Genomic DNA, 21,786 nt, shown 5'->3' with positions numbered 1-21,786 from the left:
TCAATCCGAAGATTTCACTATATATCCTTCGCTCGACTTGCATGTGTTAGGCACGCCGCCAGCGTTCATCCTGAGCCAGGATCAAACTCTCATAATAAAAGTTTTATCCTTCAGAACTAATTACTTCCGTATGTTAAACATACAGACTTAAGTTATGAATTATATTTAAATCAAAGTTATTAACTTAAGGACTTTTTTACACTGTTTAATTTTCTAGGTTCTTTTGAGTTGCTTATCTAATATAGCATATTCTAAAATGTTTGTCAACTCTTTTTTAATTTTATTTGTTTGCTGTGTTTGTTTTAGTTTTTCAAGCAACAATATGAAATGTTATCATCTTTTCTAATCTTTGTCAATAGTTTTTTTGAAAAAATTTCTTGTTTGTTTGCATTTCATATTTTCCTGTGTTTCAAGGACAGTTAATAACTTAACATATTTTTTAATGTAGTTCAACTCTGTATACAATGATTTTTAATGTATTTTATCCGTTTTTATAGCTTTATCTTTTTCTTTCGCCTTTTTTTGCACTTTTTCATCAAAATATATTTTTAGAAACTAAACTTCCCAACGCTATTGAATAAAGCTTTGATTCATGGGTATCTGCTCTCGAAACCAATACTACTGGTACCTTAGCTCCCATGATAACTCCAGCTGATTTTCCATTTCCAAAATAAGTTATACTTTTCCCTATTCCATTTCCCATTTCGATATTTGGTACTAATAAAATATCTGCATCCCCTGCAACCTTACTTTTAAAGCTTTTTATTTCAGCTGCTTCTTTAGAAATAGCAAGATCTAGTGCCATAGGCCCATCTACAATTATACCTTCTTCAAACTTTCCTTCTTCATATACTTTTTTTAGTTTATCTGCATCTATTGTAGCTTCCATCTTTGGATTAACTTTTTCTTTAGCTGCAAGACATCCAACTTTTATTTCTTCTTTTCCAAAAGCCTTACAAACTTTTACAGCATTATTAATAATTTTAATTTTTTCTTTTAAATTGGGAACTAAATTCATACCACCATCTGTTAAATAAATTAACTTATGATAACTAGGCGCTTCATAAACCATAACATGGCTTAATAAACTATTAGTCCTTAAACCATAATCTTTATTCAATACTTCTTTTAGAAGTATCGAAGTATCTACTAACCCCTTCATAATAAAATTAGCTTTTCCATTATTTACAGATTTAACACCTATTTCTGCACATTTTTCATAATCTTTTTCATTAATTATCTCAACATCTTCTAGATCCAATTCTCTATCTGCTATGATTGTTTTTATTTTTTCTTCGTCACCAATTAGGATGGGTTCTGCAATTTTAAGTTCTCTTGCTTCTGAAACAGCTTCCAATACCTCTGCATCTTGAGCTACTACTACAGCTAATTTCATGTTATTCCCATTATTAACCTTTAAAAGTTCATTTAAACTATTTATAGGCATAAAATTCCCCCTTATATTTATATCTCATTAATATATTATCATATATTTTTTAAAAATTAACCTTTATATTCCAATCTCTAATTCTTTTTTGAATTTCTTTACAACTTCATCATAGGGATTAATTTCATAAGCTTTATCAATATCATTAATAGCCTCTTTTAACATTCCTAATTGGAGATAAGCAATACCCCTATTACAGATTATTTTATAATCCTTATTATCTTTTTTAATTCCCTTTGTAAATATTTCTATAGCATCTTCAAAATTCCCAATAGAAAATAAGCATATACCTAGTTCATTGTATATATTTACCTCATTTTCATTTAACTCTAATGCAGCCATAAAATATTTTATGGCTTTATCTATTTCTCCAATGCCTTTATAAGAAAGGCCAAGCATATAATTTAAATTCCACCAATCTTCATACCTATCCTTTATATTAATAAACTTTTCAATTGCTTCAGAATATCTTCCTGAAAAAAGTAAATTGCATCCTTCTTCATAATTTGAATCATCTTCTATAGCATCTAATACCTCTCTTATTTCTTGCTTTCTTTCCTTATCTTCATCTAGAAGCAGAAACTTTTCCCAAATAAGTCTAGCTTTTAAAAATTGTCCATAATATCTATAATAATATCCTAATTTATAATAAGCTAAAGAGTACTTTGGAGAAATATCCAATATAGTTTCTATATTTTCCATTGCTTCTCTTAAAAACATATTTCCTTTTTCTTCATTACCTGAATTTAAAAATTCTTTAGCCTTATTTTCTAAACAAATACCATAGTTAAATAAGGCTTCTACATTAGTCTTGTCAATAACCAATAATGCTCTAAAATAAATCATTGCTTCTTCTATTTTTTCTTCTATCATATATTTCATGCCTATATGAAATATATAATTATCAATTTTAGTACTATAAGCAAAAAGTATATCTTTATATTGATCCACATATTCAAATTCTGGATCAACTCCTAAAGTATATATTATGCCCTCAATCAAATAAGATACCTTTATATCATCTTTCATATCTCCCGACTTGACTTCATCAATAAGAGTATCTATAAGAATTGGTAATGGCAGACTACTGTCAATTTTATAATCATTGATTTGTACATAAGAATTATCCTTTAACTCAATAAAAGACAAGTTTTCAGTCTTTTCTTTGAAATAATCATTTAATCCCATAATTCATCACCTACTAATCATAAAATTTTTTCATATAAGATCTTTTTCTTCTAGTGCTAGTACTCAATATTTCAAATAAAAATCCCCTATATATCATTATAAATGAAAATAACACTTGTCCTATTAAATACTTTAGTATTCCAATTAAACTAATATCAAAATTATAACTTAAATGGGTTGCAAATATATTTGTTAGCATATTGCCAGTAAATTTATAAATTATAAAAAAGAATATTGCATTAGGTAATAACCAATTAAACCAATTCTCTTTCATAAAATTAAAAGAATATGTTATAGATTCCCAGGGAGAAAGTCCTTTTTGGTAAATTATTTCTGGTAATGGATTAAAAATTATAATTATTAAAATATTTATAATCATATTTATCCTAGTAACAGATTCAGAAAATAAATCTCCCAGTCCTCCAAAAAAGAAACTTAGTAACCAAGCTATGAAAAATACACCATATACTTTCCATAAGAAATGACTAAATCCTTCTTTAAAATCTTCAAAAGTAAAATTATCATATTTAATTATATTGTATAGTAAATAAAGATAATTAGAAATTAAACTGCTAGTTACAATTGCTGCTGCAAAACCAGCCAATATACCTAATACACCTCTAAATAATAAGTTTATTAGATTGAATATAACTATATTCAAAAGGGTGTATGCAAAACCTGTAAATACAATAGTCCAATTTTTAGAAAAACTTCTTAAAGCTTTCTTGCTTGTTGTAGAATTTATAAAAAATAAATCTTTAAATAAGTCCAATATCTTTCCTCCTATATTTTATTAATTTTTTCTGTAATATCTTTTACTTCACATTTATTTAAAACCTTATTATTTTTATAAATAAATAATAAGATTATTTTATCTCCATTTAATTCTTTTAGTGAATAATTCTCATTAATAAAATCGATAATATTAAAATCAAAAGCTTCAAAATGTACTTTATTGATAAGCTTCCTTGTAGGTAAATCTTTGTATTCAGGTAAATATTTTATTAGATTCTCTTCATCCTTTAAAAAATCATGTCTTTTATTTATTAGTTCTTCTACATCTCTTCTTTTAAGATAAGGTGGAATATTTGAATCCCTATTATTTAAAATATAATCAAATTTCAATATCTCATTAAATACTTGCAAGTTTTCTCTAACTATATCTTTATAGAAATTGTATAATATTTTATAAAGCCCTTTTTTGCTATGGGATAATTTATGATATTGTTTTTCTTCCCAATAAGAACTAAAATCCTCATAGAAATCAAAAGGTGTATCATAATAATTAGTTATAATGTATTGAAGAGAATTTTCAAAAACACTTTCATTCCCATATTTCTCCAACAAGTCTTCTATTGTCTTTAACTTTAACATTTCAGAATAGGATATATATTTAGTTTCTAAAACTTCATAAGGAGATTTATTTAAAAACTTAAATCCATACCTTTCTATATTTTCTCTTAGTCCAGATCCTTTAAGTAATTTTAGAAATCCTAACTGAAGTTTTTCTGGCCTTAATTCATATATTTCATTAAATGAATCTTTAAAAGAATTATAATCTTCATATGGAAGTCCTGCAATTAAATCTAAATGTTGATGTATGTTTTGATACCCTTTTATAATCTTGGTAACCTTTTTTGCCTTCTCTATATCTGTAGTTCTACCTATAGCTTCTATAGTTTTTGGATTTGTTGATTGAATTCCAATTTCAAACTGAAAAAGTCCTTCCCCAGCTTCACTTAAAAAGTCTAACATTTCCTTATCTAGTAAGTGGGCAGTTACTTCAAAATGAAAATTCATATTTTCAGGATTTTTATCCATTATAAATTTCATTATTTCCATAGCATATTCTTTCTTGGTATTAAAAGTCCTATCTACAAATTTAACCTGTCTTACTTGGGCATCTATAAGCTTTTCTAAATCTTCTTTTACCCTATCTAAACTAAAAAACCTTACACCTTTTATAGTTGAAGATAAACAAAATTGACAATTAAATGGACAGCCTCTTGAACTTTCGTAATATACTATTTTATTTTTTAGCCCAGATAAATCCTCATAAGGGGATGGGATAATATCTAAATCCTCAATAAATGGTCTAGGCTCATTTTTTACTATTTTCCCCTCTTCTCTATATATTAAACCCTTTACATCTATATACTCTCTATTTTCGCTTATAAGTTTAATAATAAGCTCTCTAAAGGTTATTTCTCCTTCTCCATATATTATAAAATCTACAAAATCATATTTTTTAAGTGTTTCTTCTCCATCAAAAGAAACTTCAGGCCCTCCTAATATTATTTTTATGTTTGGATTTACAATTTTTAAAATATTACATATATCTAAAGTCTCTTCTAAGTTCCATATATAGCAAGAAAATGCTATTATATCAGGATTCATTTTATAGATTTCTCCAGCTATATAATCTTTATTTTGATTTATAGTAAATTCACATATTTCTATATTGGGAATATCTTTGCAAAAACTTTTCAAATATCTAATTGATAATGATGAGTGTATAAATTTAGAATTCAAAGTAGTTATTAATACTTTCATTGTTTATCCTTCCTTTTCTTTTAATTAATTACATTATAGCACAAGATTTTTATAAACTATAACCTAAAAACAAAAGTATTTTTGTAGATTTTTTTACTATAAAGAAGGGTTTTATATAACTATATAGAATTATAGTAGTTAGATAATTAGATAAAATTTAGGGAGGAATAGATTATATGCATAAATTTGATAAAATCTCCATTGCCGAAATGTCCAAAAAAGATATGCTAATAATTCTTGAAGCACTTGATTACACCGGGAAAAATACTAATATAAAGGACTTCATAGTCTTAAAAAATAATATAGTAAAAGAACTTAGTTTACTTGCAGATAGTAGTGAAGAAGAGTTTTTAAACTATCTAGAAAAATAGACCCCCTATATGTGAGGGTCTTTATTTTTTAAAAATATATATACCAGATTTAGTTGCTAAATAGACTTTTATACCTTCTGATATATTTTCTTTCTTCAATACTTTACATTTATTTAATAAAGAGTGATAAAATTCATCTCCTTCATTAAAAGAAAATATATCAGGTAAATAGTATTTTTCAATGGTTAAAATATTGGGATCTATTCTTCCTCTATTTAAGCTCCAAATATAATGGCATAAGTCCTTATGAAATTTTAAACTATCCTTCTTATCAAGATAAATGTTATTTTTCATCCAGTATAATCCCTTAGAAAATATATGAAAATCATCTTTCAATATGTTTTTTTCTACAACCATTAAAGACTGTTTTAAAACTTTAAATTTATTCGAACTTATGCCATTAAGTAGATTGATTATTTCTATTCTGTTTCTTTCAAAATCTACAATAAATTTCTTAGAATATTCCTCTACTGAAACTCTGAAAAATCCAGAATATTTCTCTAAAAACCCTACTTGAGAAAAAGAAATTATATCATCTTTTAATTTTGAAATAATATTTTCATCATTATATGCAATTAAAAATAGTATTTTAGAAATTAATAATCCTTCTAATATAGCCTCTATATTTCCTGTAGTATAAAGTATGTTCTTTAATACTTCTTTCTTTATAATATCCCAATTTTTATTTGAAAATACTATGGGAGCTATTCTTATATAAAGGCTATCATCTATACTATTTAAATAAACATCTTTACTAGATAAATCTATACTGTTTAAAAGAGAAAAATTCTCTCCACTTCTATAAAGATACCACAATTCAATTTCTTTTTTAAATCTTTCATAATCTATTCTAGTTCCTATTTCTTGTCTTGAAGGCATAAGACTTTTTATAGTTAAAATTGTTATTTCCGATACATAGTTTCTTTCTTTTTCTTCATTAAGTACATTAAATATATTTAAAAGAAAGTTGTTAATCTTCCTTTCTTCCATCTATATTCTCCTCTACATCTTATCAGGAGCTTCTATTCCTAGTAATAAAAGCCCTGTATTTAATACTAGTTTTGTAGCATAAACTAAATGAAGTCTTGCTTTTCTCAAATCTTCTTCTTCATTAAGTATTGGACAGTTATGATAGAACCTATTAAAGTTTTTTGCAATTTCTGTTATATGCCTTGTTATAAAAGATGGCTCATTTTTCTCTGAACTATTTACTATTATATTCGGAAAATCATATAGAAGTCTTATAATATCTATTTCCTCTTCCCTTTTCAATAGTGAATAATCAATTTTATCTTCTACTGAAAACTCTCCTTTTTTCAGCAAACTATTTGCTCTAGCATGAGCATATTGTACATAAGGTCCTGTTTCCCCCTCAAAGCTTAAAGTTTTATCCCAAGAGAAAACATAGTCTTTTATTCTACTATTAAACAATTCTTGGAATACAATAGCTCCTATTCCCACTTGTTTAGCTACCTCTTCTTTATTTTCTAATTTTGGATTTCTTTCTTCTATAATACCTGTTGTTTTTTCTACTGCCTTTTTAAGTACATCCTCTAAAAATACCACTCTACCTTTTCTAGTAGACATAGTACCCTCTTCTAACCTTACCATTCCAAAAGTTACATGGATACAATCTTCTGCCCAATCGTAACCCATTAAATCTATTATTTTTCTCCATTGGTCAAAATGAAGTTTTTGTTCTGAACCTACTACATATATGTTTTTATAAAAATCATAATGCTCTTTTCTATAAATAGCTGCAGCTATATCCCTAGTTATATATAATGTTGAACCATCACTTTTTCTAATTAAAGCTGGTGGCATATTATAAGGTTCTAAATCTACAATATCAGCCCCTTCTGATTTAACTAAAAGTCCCTTATTTTGAAGCTCCTCAACTACTTTTGGCATCTTATCTGAATAAAAACTTTCTCCAGTGAAAGAGTCGAATTCAATTCCTAACATATCATATACTTTGTTAAATTCTTCTAAACTTATTTCTCTCATCCATTTCCATAATTCTGTAGCTTCATTGTCACCATCTTCTAGTTTTTTAAACCATTTTCTAGCTTCATTATCAAGGCTAGGCTCTTTTTCTACTTCTTCATGGAATTTAATATATAATTTTAATAATTCATTAATAGGATCTTTCTCAATAACAGACCTATCACCCCATTTTTTATATGCTACAATTAACTTTCCAAATTGGGTGCCATAATCTCCTAAATGATTAATAGCCACTGTATCATAGCCTAAAAAGCTGTATATTCTATATAATGCGTGACCTATAATTGTAGTCCTTATATGACCTATATGGAAAGGCTTAGCTATATTAGGTGATGAATATTCTACTATAACGGTTTTACCTTTGCCTATATTTGAGGAGCCATATCTTTCTTTTTCATCTTTTATTTCTTCAAGAACAGTTTCTGCAAGAACTGCCCTATCTATAAAAAAGTTAACATAAGGACCTGCATTTTCTATCTTTTCAAAATAAGAATTTTCTTGTATCTTATTAGATATCTCTTCTGCAATAAGATTAGGTGCCTTCCTAAATATTTTAGCTAGCTTAAAACAAGGAAAAGCATAGTCTCCCATTTCATAAGATGGGGGTACTTCAATTAAAGACATTATTTCTTTTTCATCTAGTTTTTCATCTAATCCTGAAATTATTTTTACTACTTCATTTTTAAAATCAATCATATTAAAAATCCTCCCTCCATATTTAAAAAACCCTCATCTCTAATTAAAGAGACGAAGGTTAAACTCCGTGTTACCACTCTTGTTGGCAAAATGCCCACTCATTTTTATAACGTTATAAACGTATCATCCTACTTGTTTCAGATGTATTCTCCAAGGCTCTTTTCAAATATAATTTTGTACTAAGCTTCCACCATCCTTAGCTCGCTTTAACAAAAAATATATTCTACTCTCCTCTTCATAGAATTTCTCTTTATTAATTTGTTTAATTACTAATATATAATATAACTCTTATTATTTCAAGAACTTATTTTAATTCTACTACTGTTACTCCAGTTCCACCTTCGCCATAATTACCTAGCCTATGTGATTTTACATGTCTATGACTTTTTAAGACACTGGATATACCAGATCTTAAAACACCTGTACCTTTGCCATGTATTATCAACACTTCTTTAAGTCCAGCTATATATGCATCATCTAAGTATTTATCTAGATCTAATAAAGCTTCATCTAATGTTTTTCCCCTTAAATCCAGCTCTTTTCTTACAGTTTTAGCTTTACTCTTAATTATATTTTTTGCACTAACTTGAGATTGTTCTATCTTTTTGTGATTAGCCCTCTTAAGAGTCGATACATGAACATTTACTTTCATTATTCCTACCTGAACATTTACATTTCCATTTTCATCTGGAGAAGACAAAACTGTTCCCTGTTGTTCTAATGAAAGAATCTCCACTATTTCTCCTACCTTAAGGTTCTTTGGCGGCTTATTGTTCTTTACATTTAATATAGCACTAGATAAATCACCTTCTACATTCTTGATACTTTTCTTTAACTTATCTTGTGCTTGTTGAATTTTTCTATTCTTCTCTTTTTCTATTTCTGATGAAATTTTTCTTAACTCAGATATAATAGCATCAGATTCTTCTTTTGCGTCCTTTAAAATACTCCTTGCTTCTTCCTTTGCACTTTGTATTATTTTTTCTCTTCTTTCTGAAGTTTTTTCTTTTTCTCTATCTAATTCTTCTCTTAATCTTTTTATCTCATCTTTTAACCTTTCAGTTTCTTCTTTATTCTCTGCTATCCTTTTTCTATCTTCTTCAATAGTTTGAAGTACATCTTCAAACTCTACATTTTCTTTTGAAATAAAATTTCTTGCATGTTCTATTATATCTTCACTTAATCCTAAACGTTTAGATATTTCAAAAGCATTGGACTTACCAGGAACTCCAATTGAAAGTTTATATGTTGGGCTCAAAGTTTCCACATTAAACTCTACGGAAGCATTTTTAACCCCTTCTTTAGTTAATGCATAAATCTTAAGTTCGCTATAATGGGTAGTAGCAATAGTCCTTATATTCATCCCATGTAAATGATCTAAGATAGACATGGCTAAAGCTGCCCCTTCAGTTGGATCTGTTCCAGCTCCCAATTCGTCAAATAGTACTAAACTATTTTCATCCACATTTTCCAATATATTTACAATATTAGTCATATGAGAAGAAAAAGTACTTAAACTTTGCTCAATACTCTGTTCATCACCTATATCAGAAAAAACATTATCAAAAACAGCTATTTCTGAATTATAATCAGCAGGTATATGAAGACCTGATTGGGCCATTAAAGTCAATAAACCTGTGGTTTTTAATGTTACTGTTTTGCCTCCAGTATTAGGACCGGTGATAACCAAAGTATTGAAGTCCTTCCCTATATATATATTAATAGGAACCACCTTATCTACCTTTAAAAGAGGATGTCTTCCATTTTTAATATTTATATAGCCATTATTGTTCAAAATAGGTTTTGAAGCCTTCATCTCAAGAGCTAACTTTCCCTTTGCAAATATAAAATCTACTTTCTCTAATATTTTTTGATTTTGAACTATTCTTTCCCCTTCTTCTGCTACAATTTGGGTTAATTCTAAAAGTATCTTTTCTATTTCCTTCTTTTCTTTTATCTGGAGCTCTTTTAATTCATTATTTAACTCTACAACAGCCATAGGCTCTATAAACAATGTAGCTCCACTTGCAGATTGATCATGTACTAACCCTGGAAACTTAGACCTATATTCTTGTTTTATAGGTACAACATATCTTCCATCTCTGATAGTAACAATGGCATCTTGTAAATACTTTTTATGAGTAGAAGAATTAACTATAGAATTTAATCTATTCCTTACAGAGTCATTTTTAGCATTTATTTGTCTTCTAATATTCCTAAGAGTGGAACTTGCATTGTCAGAAATTTCTTCTTCACTTATTATAGCTTCGTTTATACTATTTTCTATACTTTTAAATACTTCTAAAAACCCAATTAATTTTTCTAAAATTGGATAATTAGAATCCTTATCTTCCCTAGTCTTTTTTATATAATTTTTAAGATTTCTAGACACCCTTAAAGTATCTGAAATTTTAAGTAAACTTCCTGGTGATAATATCCCACCCATTTCTGCTCTTTTAATTTCTGTTGATATATCTTTTATTCCATATAGTGGTGGTTCTCCTCTTTTTATAAGAAGGGCTATAGATTCACTAGTTTCTCTTTGCATATATTCTATATCTTTAATATTAGTAGAAGGTTTCAATTTTTCTACTAATTTTCTTCCTAAAGATGATTCTGTTTTCTCTTTTAATTTATCAATTATCTTATAATATTCCAATACTTTCAATGTTCTTTCATTCATACAATCGTCACCTCAAAATCTTGAAGTTTATACAATATTATAAAACTCCTCTAAAATAATGTCCTTTGGTTATTCCAGTTTTTTCTTTACAATAATCTGTTATTTCTTCTATTTCTTTTTTTCCTAAATTCCCATTTATATAATCATAAAAAGCCTTCTGAATAGTTTCTATCCCTTCTCTTTCAAATGAAAAATCTAATTTTATTATATTAACACCACTATTATATATCTCTTCTAATTCTTCTAAAACCATAAGAGGAACACTATTGTATATAGTGGTTATCTTGTTTTTTCTTATAAATGCAAATATTTTATTTTTTCTATCTTTTAAACCATATCCTTCTCTAAAAGAACATTCATTGCAATTTAAATTATTATTGCATTTTTTAATTAATGACATAGGGCAGTGTTTAGTTACCATAGTAGGTAAATAGCCATAGCCTATAGTTTCATAAACTATATTTCCTTTTTTACAAATTTCTTCTATTTGTTTTAAATTCAACTCAGGAGAGAGGGATATACTACTAGCACCCATATTCCACAATGCTCTTGAAGTAAAACTATTAAACACATTCAGTCCTATATCTCCATGGATATTTAAATTAAATTTGTCTTTTACAAATTGAAAAGTCCCTAAATTAGACACAGATATTCCGTTTATATAATTTATAACCGTTTTTACTTTTTTCTCTAAGTTTTTTAACTCTAATTCACTAAGTATTTTTCCAGTATCAATATAAACCTCTTTTCCTTTATTACTTACTTCTTTTACGCAATTTAATAAATCCTCATTAAATCCTATATATATTCTATCCAACTTTTCTAAATCCAACTTTTGAAATTGTTCAATATTAGATACCTTTACACTCAATTTCCTATTTTGAATTTGTACTTTCTCTCTCTTTTCAAATTCAAAACAATTTCTAACTCTTGATTCAAATACAGTATTAGATACTTTTTCTCTATTATTAAACACCGCTTTTTTTTCATTCAATAATTCTATTCCTCTCCTTCTCAAACTATTTAGTTCGCTTAAAGGAAGGAAAGAATTCTCATCTAAATAAATCTTTATATTTTCTATATAATATGGTTCATTTGTCAACTTATTTAATTGATTCTTTACCCTTTCTTCTGTTAAAGACACCTTTTTTGCTTTTTCTACCAATCTGCTTCCTTCTACTTTTATAGTATGTTCATCATCTCTTATTATAAGGACTGGTATCTTCCCTATGGATATAAATACATCAATATCTATAGGATACTTTATATTTTCTATGTTTTCAAAAGACTCTTTCGCTTTTTCTAGTAAAAGATTGTTAGATGTCCTATATACTAAGGAATTTATATCCACTCCCTTTATCTTATCTATTTTTAATATAGTACCTTTTCTAGCAGAATTGTCCAATACCAATCCTACCTCTTCACCTTTATTTGTAACAAGTTGAATTCCATCTTTAACTTGAACATCTTCCTTTAATCGAATATATATTTTATTTCTATCTACCTTTACAACTTTACCTATACAAATCCCTCTATTATTAGGTTTATCTAAAGATATTATTCTATCCCCAAAATCTCCAAATAAATAACCTTTAGTAAAACCTCTATTAAATATTTCTTCAATCTCTCTTTTATCAATTTCCGATATTTTATTACTACCTAAATCTAGAGCTTTTCTGTACTTATTGACTACAGTAGCTACGTATTCTGGCCTCTTCATTCTTCCTTCTATCTTTAAAGACATAATTCCACTTTCTATTATTTCCTCTAATTTTTCTATAGTATTTAAATCCTTCGGACTTAAAACATACTTTTTTTCATAATCTTTAAAAACATGATTTCCATCTTTTAAACTTACAATAGAATAAGGCATTCTACAAGGCTGAGCACATCTCCCTCTATTACCACTTCTGCCACCTATAATACTACTCATAAGACATTGACCAGAATAACATACGCAAAGTGCTCCATGTACAAAAGCTTCTAATTCAATATTACTTCTGTCATTAATATATTTAATTTCTTCAACGGAAAGTTCTCTTGCTAAAACTACCCTTTGAAAACCCATATTTTCTAAAAAAATAGTTCCTTCTAAATTATTTATAGTCATTTGAGTGCTTCCGTGAATCTCAAACTCAGGAAATATGTTTTTTACTAAAGATGCTAATCCAATATCTTGTATAATTAAAGCATCTATATCTATTTCATATAATGATTTTATATAATCAATAGCTTCTTCTATTTCATCATCTCTCAATAAAATATTTGCAGTTACATAAACCTTTACTCCTCTTAAATGTGCATATCTTACTGCAACTTTCAACTCTTCTAAATCAAAATTAGAAGCATATTGTCTAGCACTAAAAAGTTTTCCTCCTAAATAAACTGCCTGTGCACCATTTTGTACTGCAGCATATAGTGATTCCATACTTCCTACAGGAGCCAATAACTCAACTTTTTTATTCTTTTTTTCCACCTGTATTACAATTCCTCCTTATTAAATATGCTATTATTTTTATCAAGATCTTTTACTACCTCATCTAACTCTTTCTTAGTTTGAATCAGTTCCATTTGATTTTGATATAATTTGTCTTGTAAATCTTTTATAATCTTCTGATTCTGTTTCAATTCATTTTCTTTAAGATATATAGCCTGTTCATATTTTGTAACAGATTTATTTACACTTTCATGATTTCTTTTAGCTTCCAATAGCTCATTTTTATAGATATTACATTCTTCTTCTAATTCTTTAATCCTTATTTTGCTTGTTTCTAATTCCTTAATAAGCCCATCATAATTTTCCATAGGTTCCTTAACTTCCATTTTTAAATTTTCCAATTCTTTATAGGTTCTATAGTACTCATCAGCCATATTAAATGTTGCAAGAATAGTTGCCATTAAATCATTCAATTTTTCATTTTTGGAACTCACTTCTTTTATTTTCTCATCTACAAAGGCTGCAATACCTTTTATATATTCTTCAGATTCATTTCCTACAACTGTAAAGTTACGACCAACTATATTAACTTCTACTTTCTTTTTATCTGTCATAACTTACCCTCTCCCTTTATTTAGTTCATATATAAGTATTCTTCTTAAATATTGTTTTTCCTTTATTTAAAGATTTAATTAAAGGAGTAGAATATATCTACCCCTCTAACTTCTAAGATTGGCTTTGAAAGTTTCCTCTAATTTATTAATTATATTATTATGAACTTTAGTTACTTCTTCATCTTTTAATGTTCTCTCACTAGATCTATAAGTAACTGAAAAAGCAATACTTTTTTTGTCCTCTGGAATCTGTTTACCCATATATACATCGAATAAATCTACTTTTTCTATTAATCCTTCTCCATTCTCTAAAATCTTTTCTTCAATATCTTTTACTAATATCTCTCTATCAAGTACTATAGCTAAATCTCTTATAATAGCTGGATATTTAGCTAAAGGCTTATATTGTCTTTCCAAGTTTGCAATCTCTATTATTGTATCAAAATCTAGTTCTGATATATAAACTCTCTCTTTTATATGATAATTTTCTAAAATATCTGGATGAATTTCTCCAATAACACCTAAAACTTTATCTTTATAAATAATATTAGCAGTTCTACCTGGATGGAAAGAAGGATGATTTTCTTCTCTTAAGTATTTACATTTTAATATTCCTAATCTTTCAAGAAGTGTATCTACAACTCCCTTTATATAAAAATAATCCACATCACCATACATGCCTAAAGATAATATTTTCCTTTCAATTGGTAGATTTTTAATTGGTAATTCTTTCGGTATGAATATATTTCCTATCTCATATATAAAGGCTCTTTCTACCCCATAGTTATAATTTCTTGCTAAAACGTCCATAGCATTTGGAATAAGGGTAGTTCTCATAACACTATAATCTTCCCCTAAAGGATTCATTATCTTTATATATTTCCTTTTTTCACTATCTTCACTTAATTTTATTTTATCATATGCTTTAGGACTTACAAATGAATAAGTTAATATTTCATTCATTCCTAAACCTTCGAGTATTAACTTCGCTTTATCTTCAATAGCCTTATCATAAGGCTTTTCACCTCTAATTAAAGCCCCTCTCAAAGGCTCATTTTTTATATTATGAAAACCATATATTCTTCCTATTTCTTCAATTAAATCTACTTCTGCTTCCAAATCCAATCTAAAAGTAGGAACTGTAACTTCTAAACACTCTTCTTTTTCTTCTACTTTTAATTCTAATCTCTCTAGTATATCAATCATATCATTTTTATCTATATTAGTTCCAAGAAGTCTATTAACCTTATCAGTTCGTAAAGTAATAACTTTTTCTATGGATTTTTCTATATAGTCATCTATGTATTCGCCAACTACTTTTCCAGCACCTATTTCTTCTATTAATTGACAAACCCTATTACAAGCAATTTCACATAGATTTGGATCTATTCCCTTTTCAAACCTTGCTGAAGCTTCAGTTCTAAGATTCAATGATTTTGACGTAAGCCTTACATTTTTATCATTAAAATTAGCTGTCTCTATTAAAATAGTTTTTGTTTCACTTGTAACTTCTGAATCCAATCCTCCCATTATTCCAGCTATAGCTATTGGCTTTTCACTGTCTGCTATAACTAGATTTGAAGGATTTAACTTTCTTTCAACACCATCAATAGTAGTAATTTTTTCTGAATCTAATGCTCTTCTTACAATAATTTTTTCATCTTTTATCTTATTTAAATCAAAAGCATGGATAGGTTCTCCAAATTCTAACATTACATAATTGGTCACATCTACAATGTTATTTATAGGACGTACTCCTGCTTCCATAAGCCTAGTCTGTAACCATAGTGGTGAGCTTTCTATCTTTACATCTTTTATAACTTTAGCATAATATCTATTGCACAAATCTTTATCTAATATTTCTACATCTTTAACATAATTATTTATACTTTCTTCTTCTTTTCTAATTGAAATTTCTGGATACTTTATTTTCTTATCAAATGTAGCACAGGTTTCCCTTGCCATTCCTATAATGCTTAAACAATCTGGTCTGTTTGGGGTTATTTCAAGCTCTATCACATCCCCATTAAGTCCCAATATGTCTTTTATATCCATGCCTAGAGGGTATTCTTTATCTAAAATAAATATCCCATCTCTCTGTTCTTTAGGTACAACATTATCATTTATACCTAACTCATCTAATGAACAAAGCATTCCAAAAGACTCTTCGCCTCTTAATTTACTTTTCTTTATTTTAATTCCACCTGGAAGTCTTGCACCAACTAGTGCTACTGGTACATAATCTCCTTCTTTTATATTTGAAGCTCCTGTTATTATTTTAAGCTTCTCATCTCCTACATCTGTAGTGGTTATTACTAGCTTATCTGCATTAGGATGCTTTTCTATACTTAATATTTTTCCTACCACTACCTTCTTGATACCTTTGTCTAAAGGTATAATAGATTCTACATGAGAACCAGTTAAAGTTAGTTTATCAGAAAGTTCTTTTGAGTCTATATCTATATCTATATAATCTTTCAACCATTTCATAGGTAATAACATTTTTTCTTCCTCCAATTCTTAAAATTGTTCTAAAAATCTTATATCATTTTCAAATAATAACCTAATATTATCTATTTCATATTTTACCATAGCTATTCTGTCTATTCCTAATCCAAAAGCAAAACCACTATATTTTTCTGGATCTATACCACAGTTCTTAAGTACTTTTGGATTTACCATTCCGCATCCTAAAAGTTCCATACTCCACCCTGTTCCATTACATTCTTCACATCCTTTTCCTTTACAGTTAAGACAAGATACATCAACTTCTGCACTTGGTTCAGTAAACGGAAAATAATGTGGTCTAAATCTCGTCCTCATATCCTCTCCAAATAACTCTTTTATAAAAATATCGATTGTCTCCTTTAAATTAGCCATAGTCACATTTTCATCAACTACAAGTCCTTCTAATTGATGGAACATAGGAGAATGAGTATCATCTACATCATCAAATCTAAAAGTTCTACCTGCTGATACTATTCTTAGTGGAGGTTTGTTTTCTTTCATAACCCTTATTTGAACAGGTGATGTATGAGTTCTTAAAAGTATATCCTCAGTTATATAAAACGTATCTGTTAAATCTCTTGATGGATGATTCTCCGGAGAGTTTAATTCATCAAAATTATTCTCAACCGTCTCTACTTCCGGACCATAAACTACACTAAACCCCATATTCATAAATATATTTTCTAGCTCTTCTATAGTTTTAACTAAGGGATGTCTGTGTCCCAAGATAAAGTTTTTACCAGGAATTGATATATCTATTCTTTCCTTTTCTAATTTCTTTTTTTGAATTTCCCTTTTTAATCTTTTTCTTGTATTATTTATTTCTTTTTCAATATCCCGTCTTACCTCATTAGCCATTTGCCCAATTACAGGCCTTTCATCATTAGACAATTTGCCCATACCTCTAAGTACCTTAGTTAATTTGCCTTTTTTACCTAAAAATTTAATTCTCAACTCTTCTAATTCTTCCATATTGTTTAAAGTTTTTATTTCTCCCATTGCCTCTTCTTTAATCTTATTTATCTCATCCTTCATCTTCCAAACTCCTTTCATTCCTGACTATATAAAAAATAAGACCTATCCCATAGAGGTAAGGTCGCAAATCTCAAAACTATTTTATTAAATTATAGCACTAGCAAAGATAAAATACAAGAAATATTAGCTTCTCTGCCTAACAGTTTCATACATTATTATAGATGATGCTATAGCTGCATTTAAAGATTCTGCATTTCCTATTATAGGAATTTTAATAGTATTATCTGCTAAATCTAATATTTCTTGTGATATACCTTTAGATTCATTACCAATTACTAAAGCAAAATCTCTTTTAAAGTCTACATCATAAATATAATTTGCAGACTCTAAAGACGTGGCATATATTTTTATATGTTCATTTTTTAACTCTTCTATTAGCTGGATTTTATCTTCTACTTGAGCTATAGGAATATGAAATAAAGATCCCATAGTTGAACGAACAACTTTTGGATTATATAAATCTACACAATTTGGAGTCAAAACCACTCCGCTTGCTCCAAAAGCATCGGCAGTCCTTATTATTGTACCCATATTACCTGGGTCTTGAAGTTCATCCAATATAACAATAAATTTATCTTTTTTTTCAAGGAGCACTTTAAAGTCTATATTATTAAAATTTAAAACAGCTAATATACCTTGAGGATTTTCTGTATCTGAAATATCTTTAAGTAATCTACTAGGAAGATTTATTAGTTTATCATCATATTTTTTTATATTATTAAATAATTTTTCTCCTCCAGTAGTCTTAAATAAATCATTTGAAAATAAAATATATACAGGTTCAATATCCCACCTTATACATTCTTCAACTATTTTTACCCCTTCTATCAGGAAAAGTCTTTTTTTCCATCTTTCCTTTTTCTTATAAAGTCCCTTTACCACTTTAATAATTGGATTAGAGGGACTATTTATCTTTTTCATTTCATTATTCACCTGAACTTTTTTCTAGTTTCTTAATATCCTCTGTATTTCCAATAACCACTAATATATCCCCTTCTAAAATTTTATCATCTGCATAAGGAGAAACATTTATATAGTCTCCACTTTTTACTGCCATAATATTTATTCCATAATTAGTAGGCAATTTCAATTCTTTTAATGTCTTATTCTCCCATTCAGGGATAGCAGTTATTTCTACAATGCTAAAATCTGGAGAAAGCTCTATAAAATCTAAGATATTTGATGACACTAAATTATGTCCAACCCTTACACCCATATCTCTTTCTGGAAAAATTACTTTATCTGCTCCTATTTTTGATAATACTTTTCCATGTAATTCACTTTGAGCTTTTGCTATAACAACTTTTACCCCTAATTCTTTTGCAATTAAAGTTGCTAATATAGAAGCCTCTAAATCAGAGCCAATACTTACAATTACAACATCAAAATTCCTAATTCCTAATTCTTTCAATACATTTTCATCCATTACATCTGCTTGAACAGCATGGGTTACATATTCAGATATTTCCTGAACTATTTCTTCATTCCTATCTATAGCCAATACATCATTTCCAAGTTCATATAATGTTTTTGCCACACTTGAACCAAAACGCCCACATCCAATAACTACATATTGTTTCATACTCTATCTCCTTTCTAGCCAACAAGTATATTGCCTTCTGAATATCTATAATTTTTAATTGAATTCTTTTGCCTTTTAGCAAAAGCAAATGCCATAGTCAAAGGTCCTACCCTACCTAAATACATGGTAATCGCTATTAGTATTTTTCCGAAATCAGTTAAATCTGGTGTTACTCCTCTTGTAAGTCCTACAGTAGCAAATGCAGATGTAGTTTCAAATAATAGATCTAAGAAATTTGCACCTTCAGAAATAGTCAATATCATTGAAATAACAGTTACTAAAAATATTCCTATACTAGCTATAGTTAAAGCCCTATATATTATTTCTTGAGGAATTCTCCTTTTATAGGCTACTACATCTCTACCTCCTCTTATAACTGTAAAAGTAGTTAAAAGTATTGCTCCAAAAGTTGTAGTTTTTATTCCTCCAGCTGTAGAACCAGGAGAACCTCCAATAAACATTAATATTATCATAATAAACGTTGTAGTATCTTTCATCTTTGACATATCTATAGAATTAAATCCTGCAGTTCTTGTAACTACCGATTGAAAAAAAGATGCTACAATCCTTTCTTTTGTATTTAATGGCTCTAAAGTTCCTAGATTATCCCATTCTATTATATAAAATAATATCATTCCTACTATTATAAGTATTAGGGTAATCACTAAAACAAGTTTTGAATGTAAAGATAATCTATTAAACCTTTTGTGCCTAGATATATCAATATATACTGAAAAACCTAAACCTCCTATTATTATGAGAAAAGCTATAGTTAAATTTACTACAATATCGCCCTTAAAAGGAACTATACTATTTCCTGTAATATCAAATCCCGCATTACAAAATGCCGAAATTGAATGAAAGATTGAAAACCATAATCCCTTGATGAATCCATATCTAGGAATAAACCTAGTAGAAAGAAAAAGAGCTCCTAATCCCTCTATTGCAAATGTCGAAAGGATTACATACTTAGTAAGTTTAACTAAACCAGACATTGTTTCTTGATTCAATTGTTCTTTTATTATAAGTCTTTCCTTTAGAGTTATTTTTTTACCCAAGATTAAAGCAACTAGTGTAGCTAAAGTCATAAAACCTAATCCACCCATTTGAATTAAGCATATAATAACAATATGTCCAAACAAAGACCAATACTCACCTGTATTAACTACTACAAGGCCTGTTACACATACAGACGAAGCTGATGTAAACAGTGCATTTATAAACCCGATACTTTCTCCACTTTTTGAAGCTATAGGCAGATTTAATAGTATAGCTCCAATTAAAATCAATCCAGCAAACCCTAATGCCAAAACTCTAGGAGGATTAAGCTCCAATTGTCTTAATCTTCTTTTTAAAAAATCCATTAAATCATCTCCTAAAACATGGTACTAAAAATAGTGTTTCAAATATAGCAGATAGTTATTAATTTATCCCAATATGTACAAATTCTTTCAGAGTAAAGAAGGAAAAAATAAAAGCTCCGAAATCGGAACTTTTACTTTACATACCTTTTGCAATTTCTACTAATTTTGAGAAACCTTCTGGATCGTTTATAGCCATTTCGGATAACATTTTTCTGTTTATATCTATATTAGCTTTCTTTAAACCGCTTATAAATGTACTATAATTCATTCCATTTAATCTTGCAGCTGCATTTATTCTTGATATCCACATTTTTCTAAAATCTCTTTTTCTTAGCTTTCTTCCTGTATATGCATAATCCAATGATTTCATTACCGCTTGATTAGCTGGTCTATATAATTTGCTTTTAGCACCATAGTATCCTTTTGCTTGCTTTAATACCTTTTTATGTTTCTTTTTTGCATTTACTGCTCTTTTCACTCTTGCCATATGAGCTACCTCCTTCGCTTCCTATATAAATTTATTCTAGTAAGGTAATAAGTTTTTAATTCTCTTGTAATCACTTTCACTAACTACTGCACCTTTTCTTAAGTTTCTTACTCTTTTTGGTGATTTCTTTCCAGTCTTATGGCTTTTATAAGCTTTATATCTTCTCAATTTACCTGTTCCAGTTTTTTTAAATCTTTTTGCTGCTCCTCTATGAGTTTTCATTTTTGGCATATAAATTACCTCCTTTATCTATTCTGTCTTTGGAACTAAATACATGACCATATTTCTGCCTTCCATTTTAGGTCTTTTGTCTACAGTTCCAACTTCTGAAGTTATTTCTATAAACTTACCTAAAACTTCCCTTCCCATGTCTGTATGGCCCATTTGTCTTCCTCTGAATCTAACACTTACTTTTACTTTATCTCCATCTTTTAAAAATCCTATTGCTTTATTCGCTTTTACATTTAAATCATGATCCTCTATATTTGGAGTCAATCTTATTTCTTTTATATTAATTACCTTTTGATTCTTTCTGGCTTCTTTTTCTTTCTTAGCCATTTCATACTTATACTTGCCATAATCCATTATTCTACATACTGGTGGTTTTGCATTAGGGGCTACTTTTACTAAATCCAGCTTTTTGTCATAGGCCATTTCTAAAGCCTTTTTACTTGGAACTACTCCCACCTGCTCACCATCTACATCAATAAGCCTAACTTCTCTCTCTCTTATTTGTTCATTAATTTGAAGCTCTTTAATATTACGCCACCTCCCAAAATTTTTAAACAAAAATAAAAAAGCGGATAAAACTATC

Annotated in this window: 18 protein-coding genes, 1 rRNA gene and 1 other annotated feature; of the genes, 1 reads left to right on the top strand and 18 read right to left on the bottom strand. The window is 28.2% G+C overall.

Features of this window, described 5'->3' with window-relative positions; genetic code table 11:
- From FYJ27_RS08980 to FYJ27_RS08960, 5 genes are all read right to left on the bottom strand, one after another.
- Positions 1–97 (bottom strand): 16S ribosomal RNA (locus FYJ27_RS08980); the annotation flags it as partial.
- A gap of 438 nt (positions 98–535) precedes the next feature.
- Complete coding sequence (locus FYJ27_RS08975) at positions 536–1,447, bottom strand: bifunctional enoyl-CoA hydratase/phosphate acetyltransferase (RefSeq protein WP_154484513.1); 912 nt, start codon at positions 1,445–1,447, stop codon at positions 536–538.
- 63 nt (positions 1,448–1,510) lie between these two features.
- Positions 1,511–2,635 carry a tetratricopeptide repeat protein gene (locus tag FYJ27_RS08970; RefSeq protein ID WP_154484512.1) on the bottom strand — a complete coding sequence of 375 codons (1,125 nt, stop codon included), beginning with the start codon at positions 2,633–2,635 and terminating at the stop codon, positions 1,511–1,513.
- 13 nt (positions 2,636–2,648) lie between these two features.
- A complete protein-coding gene (locus FYJ27_RS08965) occupies positions 2,649–3,407 on the bottom strand; it encodes a hypothetical protein (protein ID WP_154484511.1) in 759 nt (252 codons plus the stop codon).
- A gap of 11 nt (positions 3,408–3,418) precedes the next feature.
- Positions 3,419–5,188 carry a B12-binding domain-containing radical SAM protein gene (locus FYJ27_RS08960; RefSeq protein ID WP_154484510.1) on the bottom strand — a complete coding sequence of 590 codons (1,770 nt, stop codon included), beginning with the start codon at positions 5,186–5,188 and terminating at the stop codon, positions 3,419–3,421.
- 176 nt (positions 5,189–5,364) lie between these two features.
- Here FYJ27_RS08960 and FYJ27_RS08955 point away from each other — a divergent pair, with 176 nt between their 5' ends.
- Positions 5,365–5,559, top strand: coding sequence for a hypothetical protein (locus FYJ27_RS08955; protein ID WP_154484509.1), 195 nt, complete (start codon positions 5,365–5,367; stop codon positions 5,557–5,559).
- 21 nt (positions 5,560–5,580) lie between these two features.
- Here FYJ27_RS08955 and FYJ27_RS08950 read toward each other — a convergent pair whose 3' ends face one another.
- From FYJ27_RS08950 to infC, 13 genes are all read right to left on the bottom strand, one after another.
- Entirely contained in the window at positions 5,581–6,549 is a 969-nt protein-coding gene (locus FYJ27_RS08950; RefSeq protein ID WP_154484508.1) for a hypothetical protein, read from the bottom strand.
- Between the two features lie 12 nt (positions 6,550–6,561).
- Positions 6,562–8,262 carry an arginine--tRNA ligase gene (argS, locus tag FYJ27_RS08945; protein ID WP_154484507.1) on the bottom strand — a complete coding sequence of 567 codons (1,701 nt, stop codon included), beginning with the start codon at positions 8,260–8,262 and terminating at the stop codon, positions 6,562–6,564.
- A gap of 44 nt (positions 8,263–8,306) precedes the next feature.
- Positions 8,307–8,510 (bottom strand) — a binding site (T-box leader).
- Between the two features lie 56 nt (positions 8,511–8,566).
- Positions 8,567–10,945 (bottom strand): endonuclease MutS2, encoded by a 2,379-nt coding sequence (locus tag FYJ27_RS08940; protein WP_154484506.1) that lies wholly within the window; start codon positions 10,943–10,945, stop codon positions 8,567–8,569.
- Positions 10,946–10,982: 37 nt separating this feature from the next.
- Positions 10,983–13,421, bottom strand: a complete 2,439-nt coding sequence (locus tag FYJ27_RS08935) for a U32 family peptidase (RefSeq protein WP_326831063.1) — start codon at positions 13,419–13,421, stop codon at positions 10,983–10,985.
- Positions 13,422–13,426: 5 nt separating this feature from the next.
- Positions 13,427–13,996 (bottom strand): cell division protein ZapA, encoded by a 570-nt coding sequence (gene zapA / locus FYJ27_RS08930; protein ID WP_154484505.1) that lies wholly within the window; start codon positions 13,994–13,996, stop codon positions 13,427–13,429.
- Between the two features lie 105 nt (positions 13,997–14,101).
- Positions 14,102–16,498: a phenylalanine--tRNA ligase subunit beta gene (gene pheT / locus FYJ27_RS08925; RefSeq protein WP_154484504.1), complete on the bottom strand. Its 2,397-nt coding sequence runs from the start codon at positions 16,496–16,498 to the stop codon at positions 14,102–14,104.
- 18 nt (positions 16,499–16,516) lie between these two features.
- Complete coding sequence (pheS, locus tag FYJ27_RS08920) at positions 16,517–17,539, bottom strand: phenylalanine--tRNA ligase subunit alpha (protein WP_154484503.1); 1,023 nt, start codon at positions 17,537–17,539, stop codon at positions 16,517–16,519.
- 123 nt (positions 17,540–17,662) lie between these two features.
- Positions 17,663–18,460 (bottom strand): 23S rRNA (guanosine(2251)-2'-O)-methyltransferase RlmB, encoded by a 798-nt coding sequence (gene rlmB, locus FYJ27_RS08915; protein ID WP_154484502.1) that lies wholly within the window; start codon positions 18,458–18,460, stop codon positions 17,663–17,665.
- A gap of 4 nt (positions 18,461–18,464) precedes the next feature.
- Positions 18,465–19,121: a potassium channel family protein gene (locus FYJ27_RS08910; protein WP_154484501.1), complete on the bottom strand. Its 657-nt coding sequence runs from the start codon at positions 19,119–19,121 to the stop codon at positions 18,465–18,467.
- A gap of 14 nt (positions 19,122–19,135) precedes the next feature.
- A complete protein-coding gene (locus FYJ27_RS08905; RefSeq protein WP_154484500.1) occupies positions 19,136–20,485 on the bottom strand; it encodes a TrkH family potassium uptake protein in 1,350 nt (449 codons plus the stop codon).
- A 136-nt stretch (positions 20,486–20,621) separates the two neighbouring features.
- Positions 20,622–20,972, bottom strand: a complete 351-nt coding sequence (gene rplT / locus FYJ27_RS08900; protein WP_154484499.1) for a 50S ribosomal protein L20 — start codon at positions 20,970–20,972, stop codon at positions 20,622–20,624.
- A gap of 36 nt (positions 20,973–21,008) precedes the next feature.
- The gene (rpmI, locus tag FYJ27_RS08895) at positions 21,009–21,203 is read right to left on the bottom strand and encodes a 50S ribosomal protein L35 (protein ID WP_154484498.1); all 195 of its coding nucleotides are present in this window, start codon (positions 21,201–21,203) and stop codon (positions 21,009–21,011) included.
- 18 nt (positions 21,204–21,221) lie between these two features.
- On the bottom strand, positions 21,222–21,761 hold the full coding sequence (gene infC / locus FYJ27_RS08890) for a translation initiation factor IF-3 (protein ID WP_154484515.1): 540 nt from the start codon (positions 21,759–21,761) through the stop codon (positions 21,222–21,224).
- Positions 21,762–21,786 lie beyond the last annotated feature (25 nt).

The sequence above is a fragment of the Anaerosalibacter bizertensis genome (assembly GCF_009696605.1).
Classification (GTDB): domain Bacteria; phylum Bacillota; class Clostridia; order Tissierellales; family Sporanaerobacteraceae; genus Anaerosalibacter; species Anaerosalibacter bizertensis.
The sequence above is the reverse complement of the archived record's forward strand: the minus strand, read 5'-3'. Positions and strand labels throughout refer to the sequence as shown.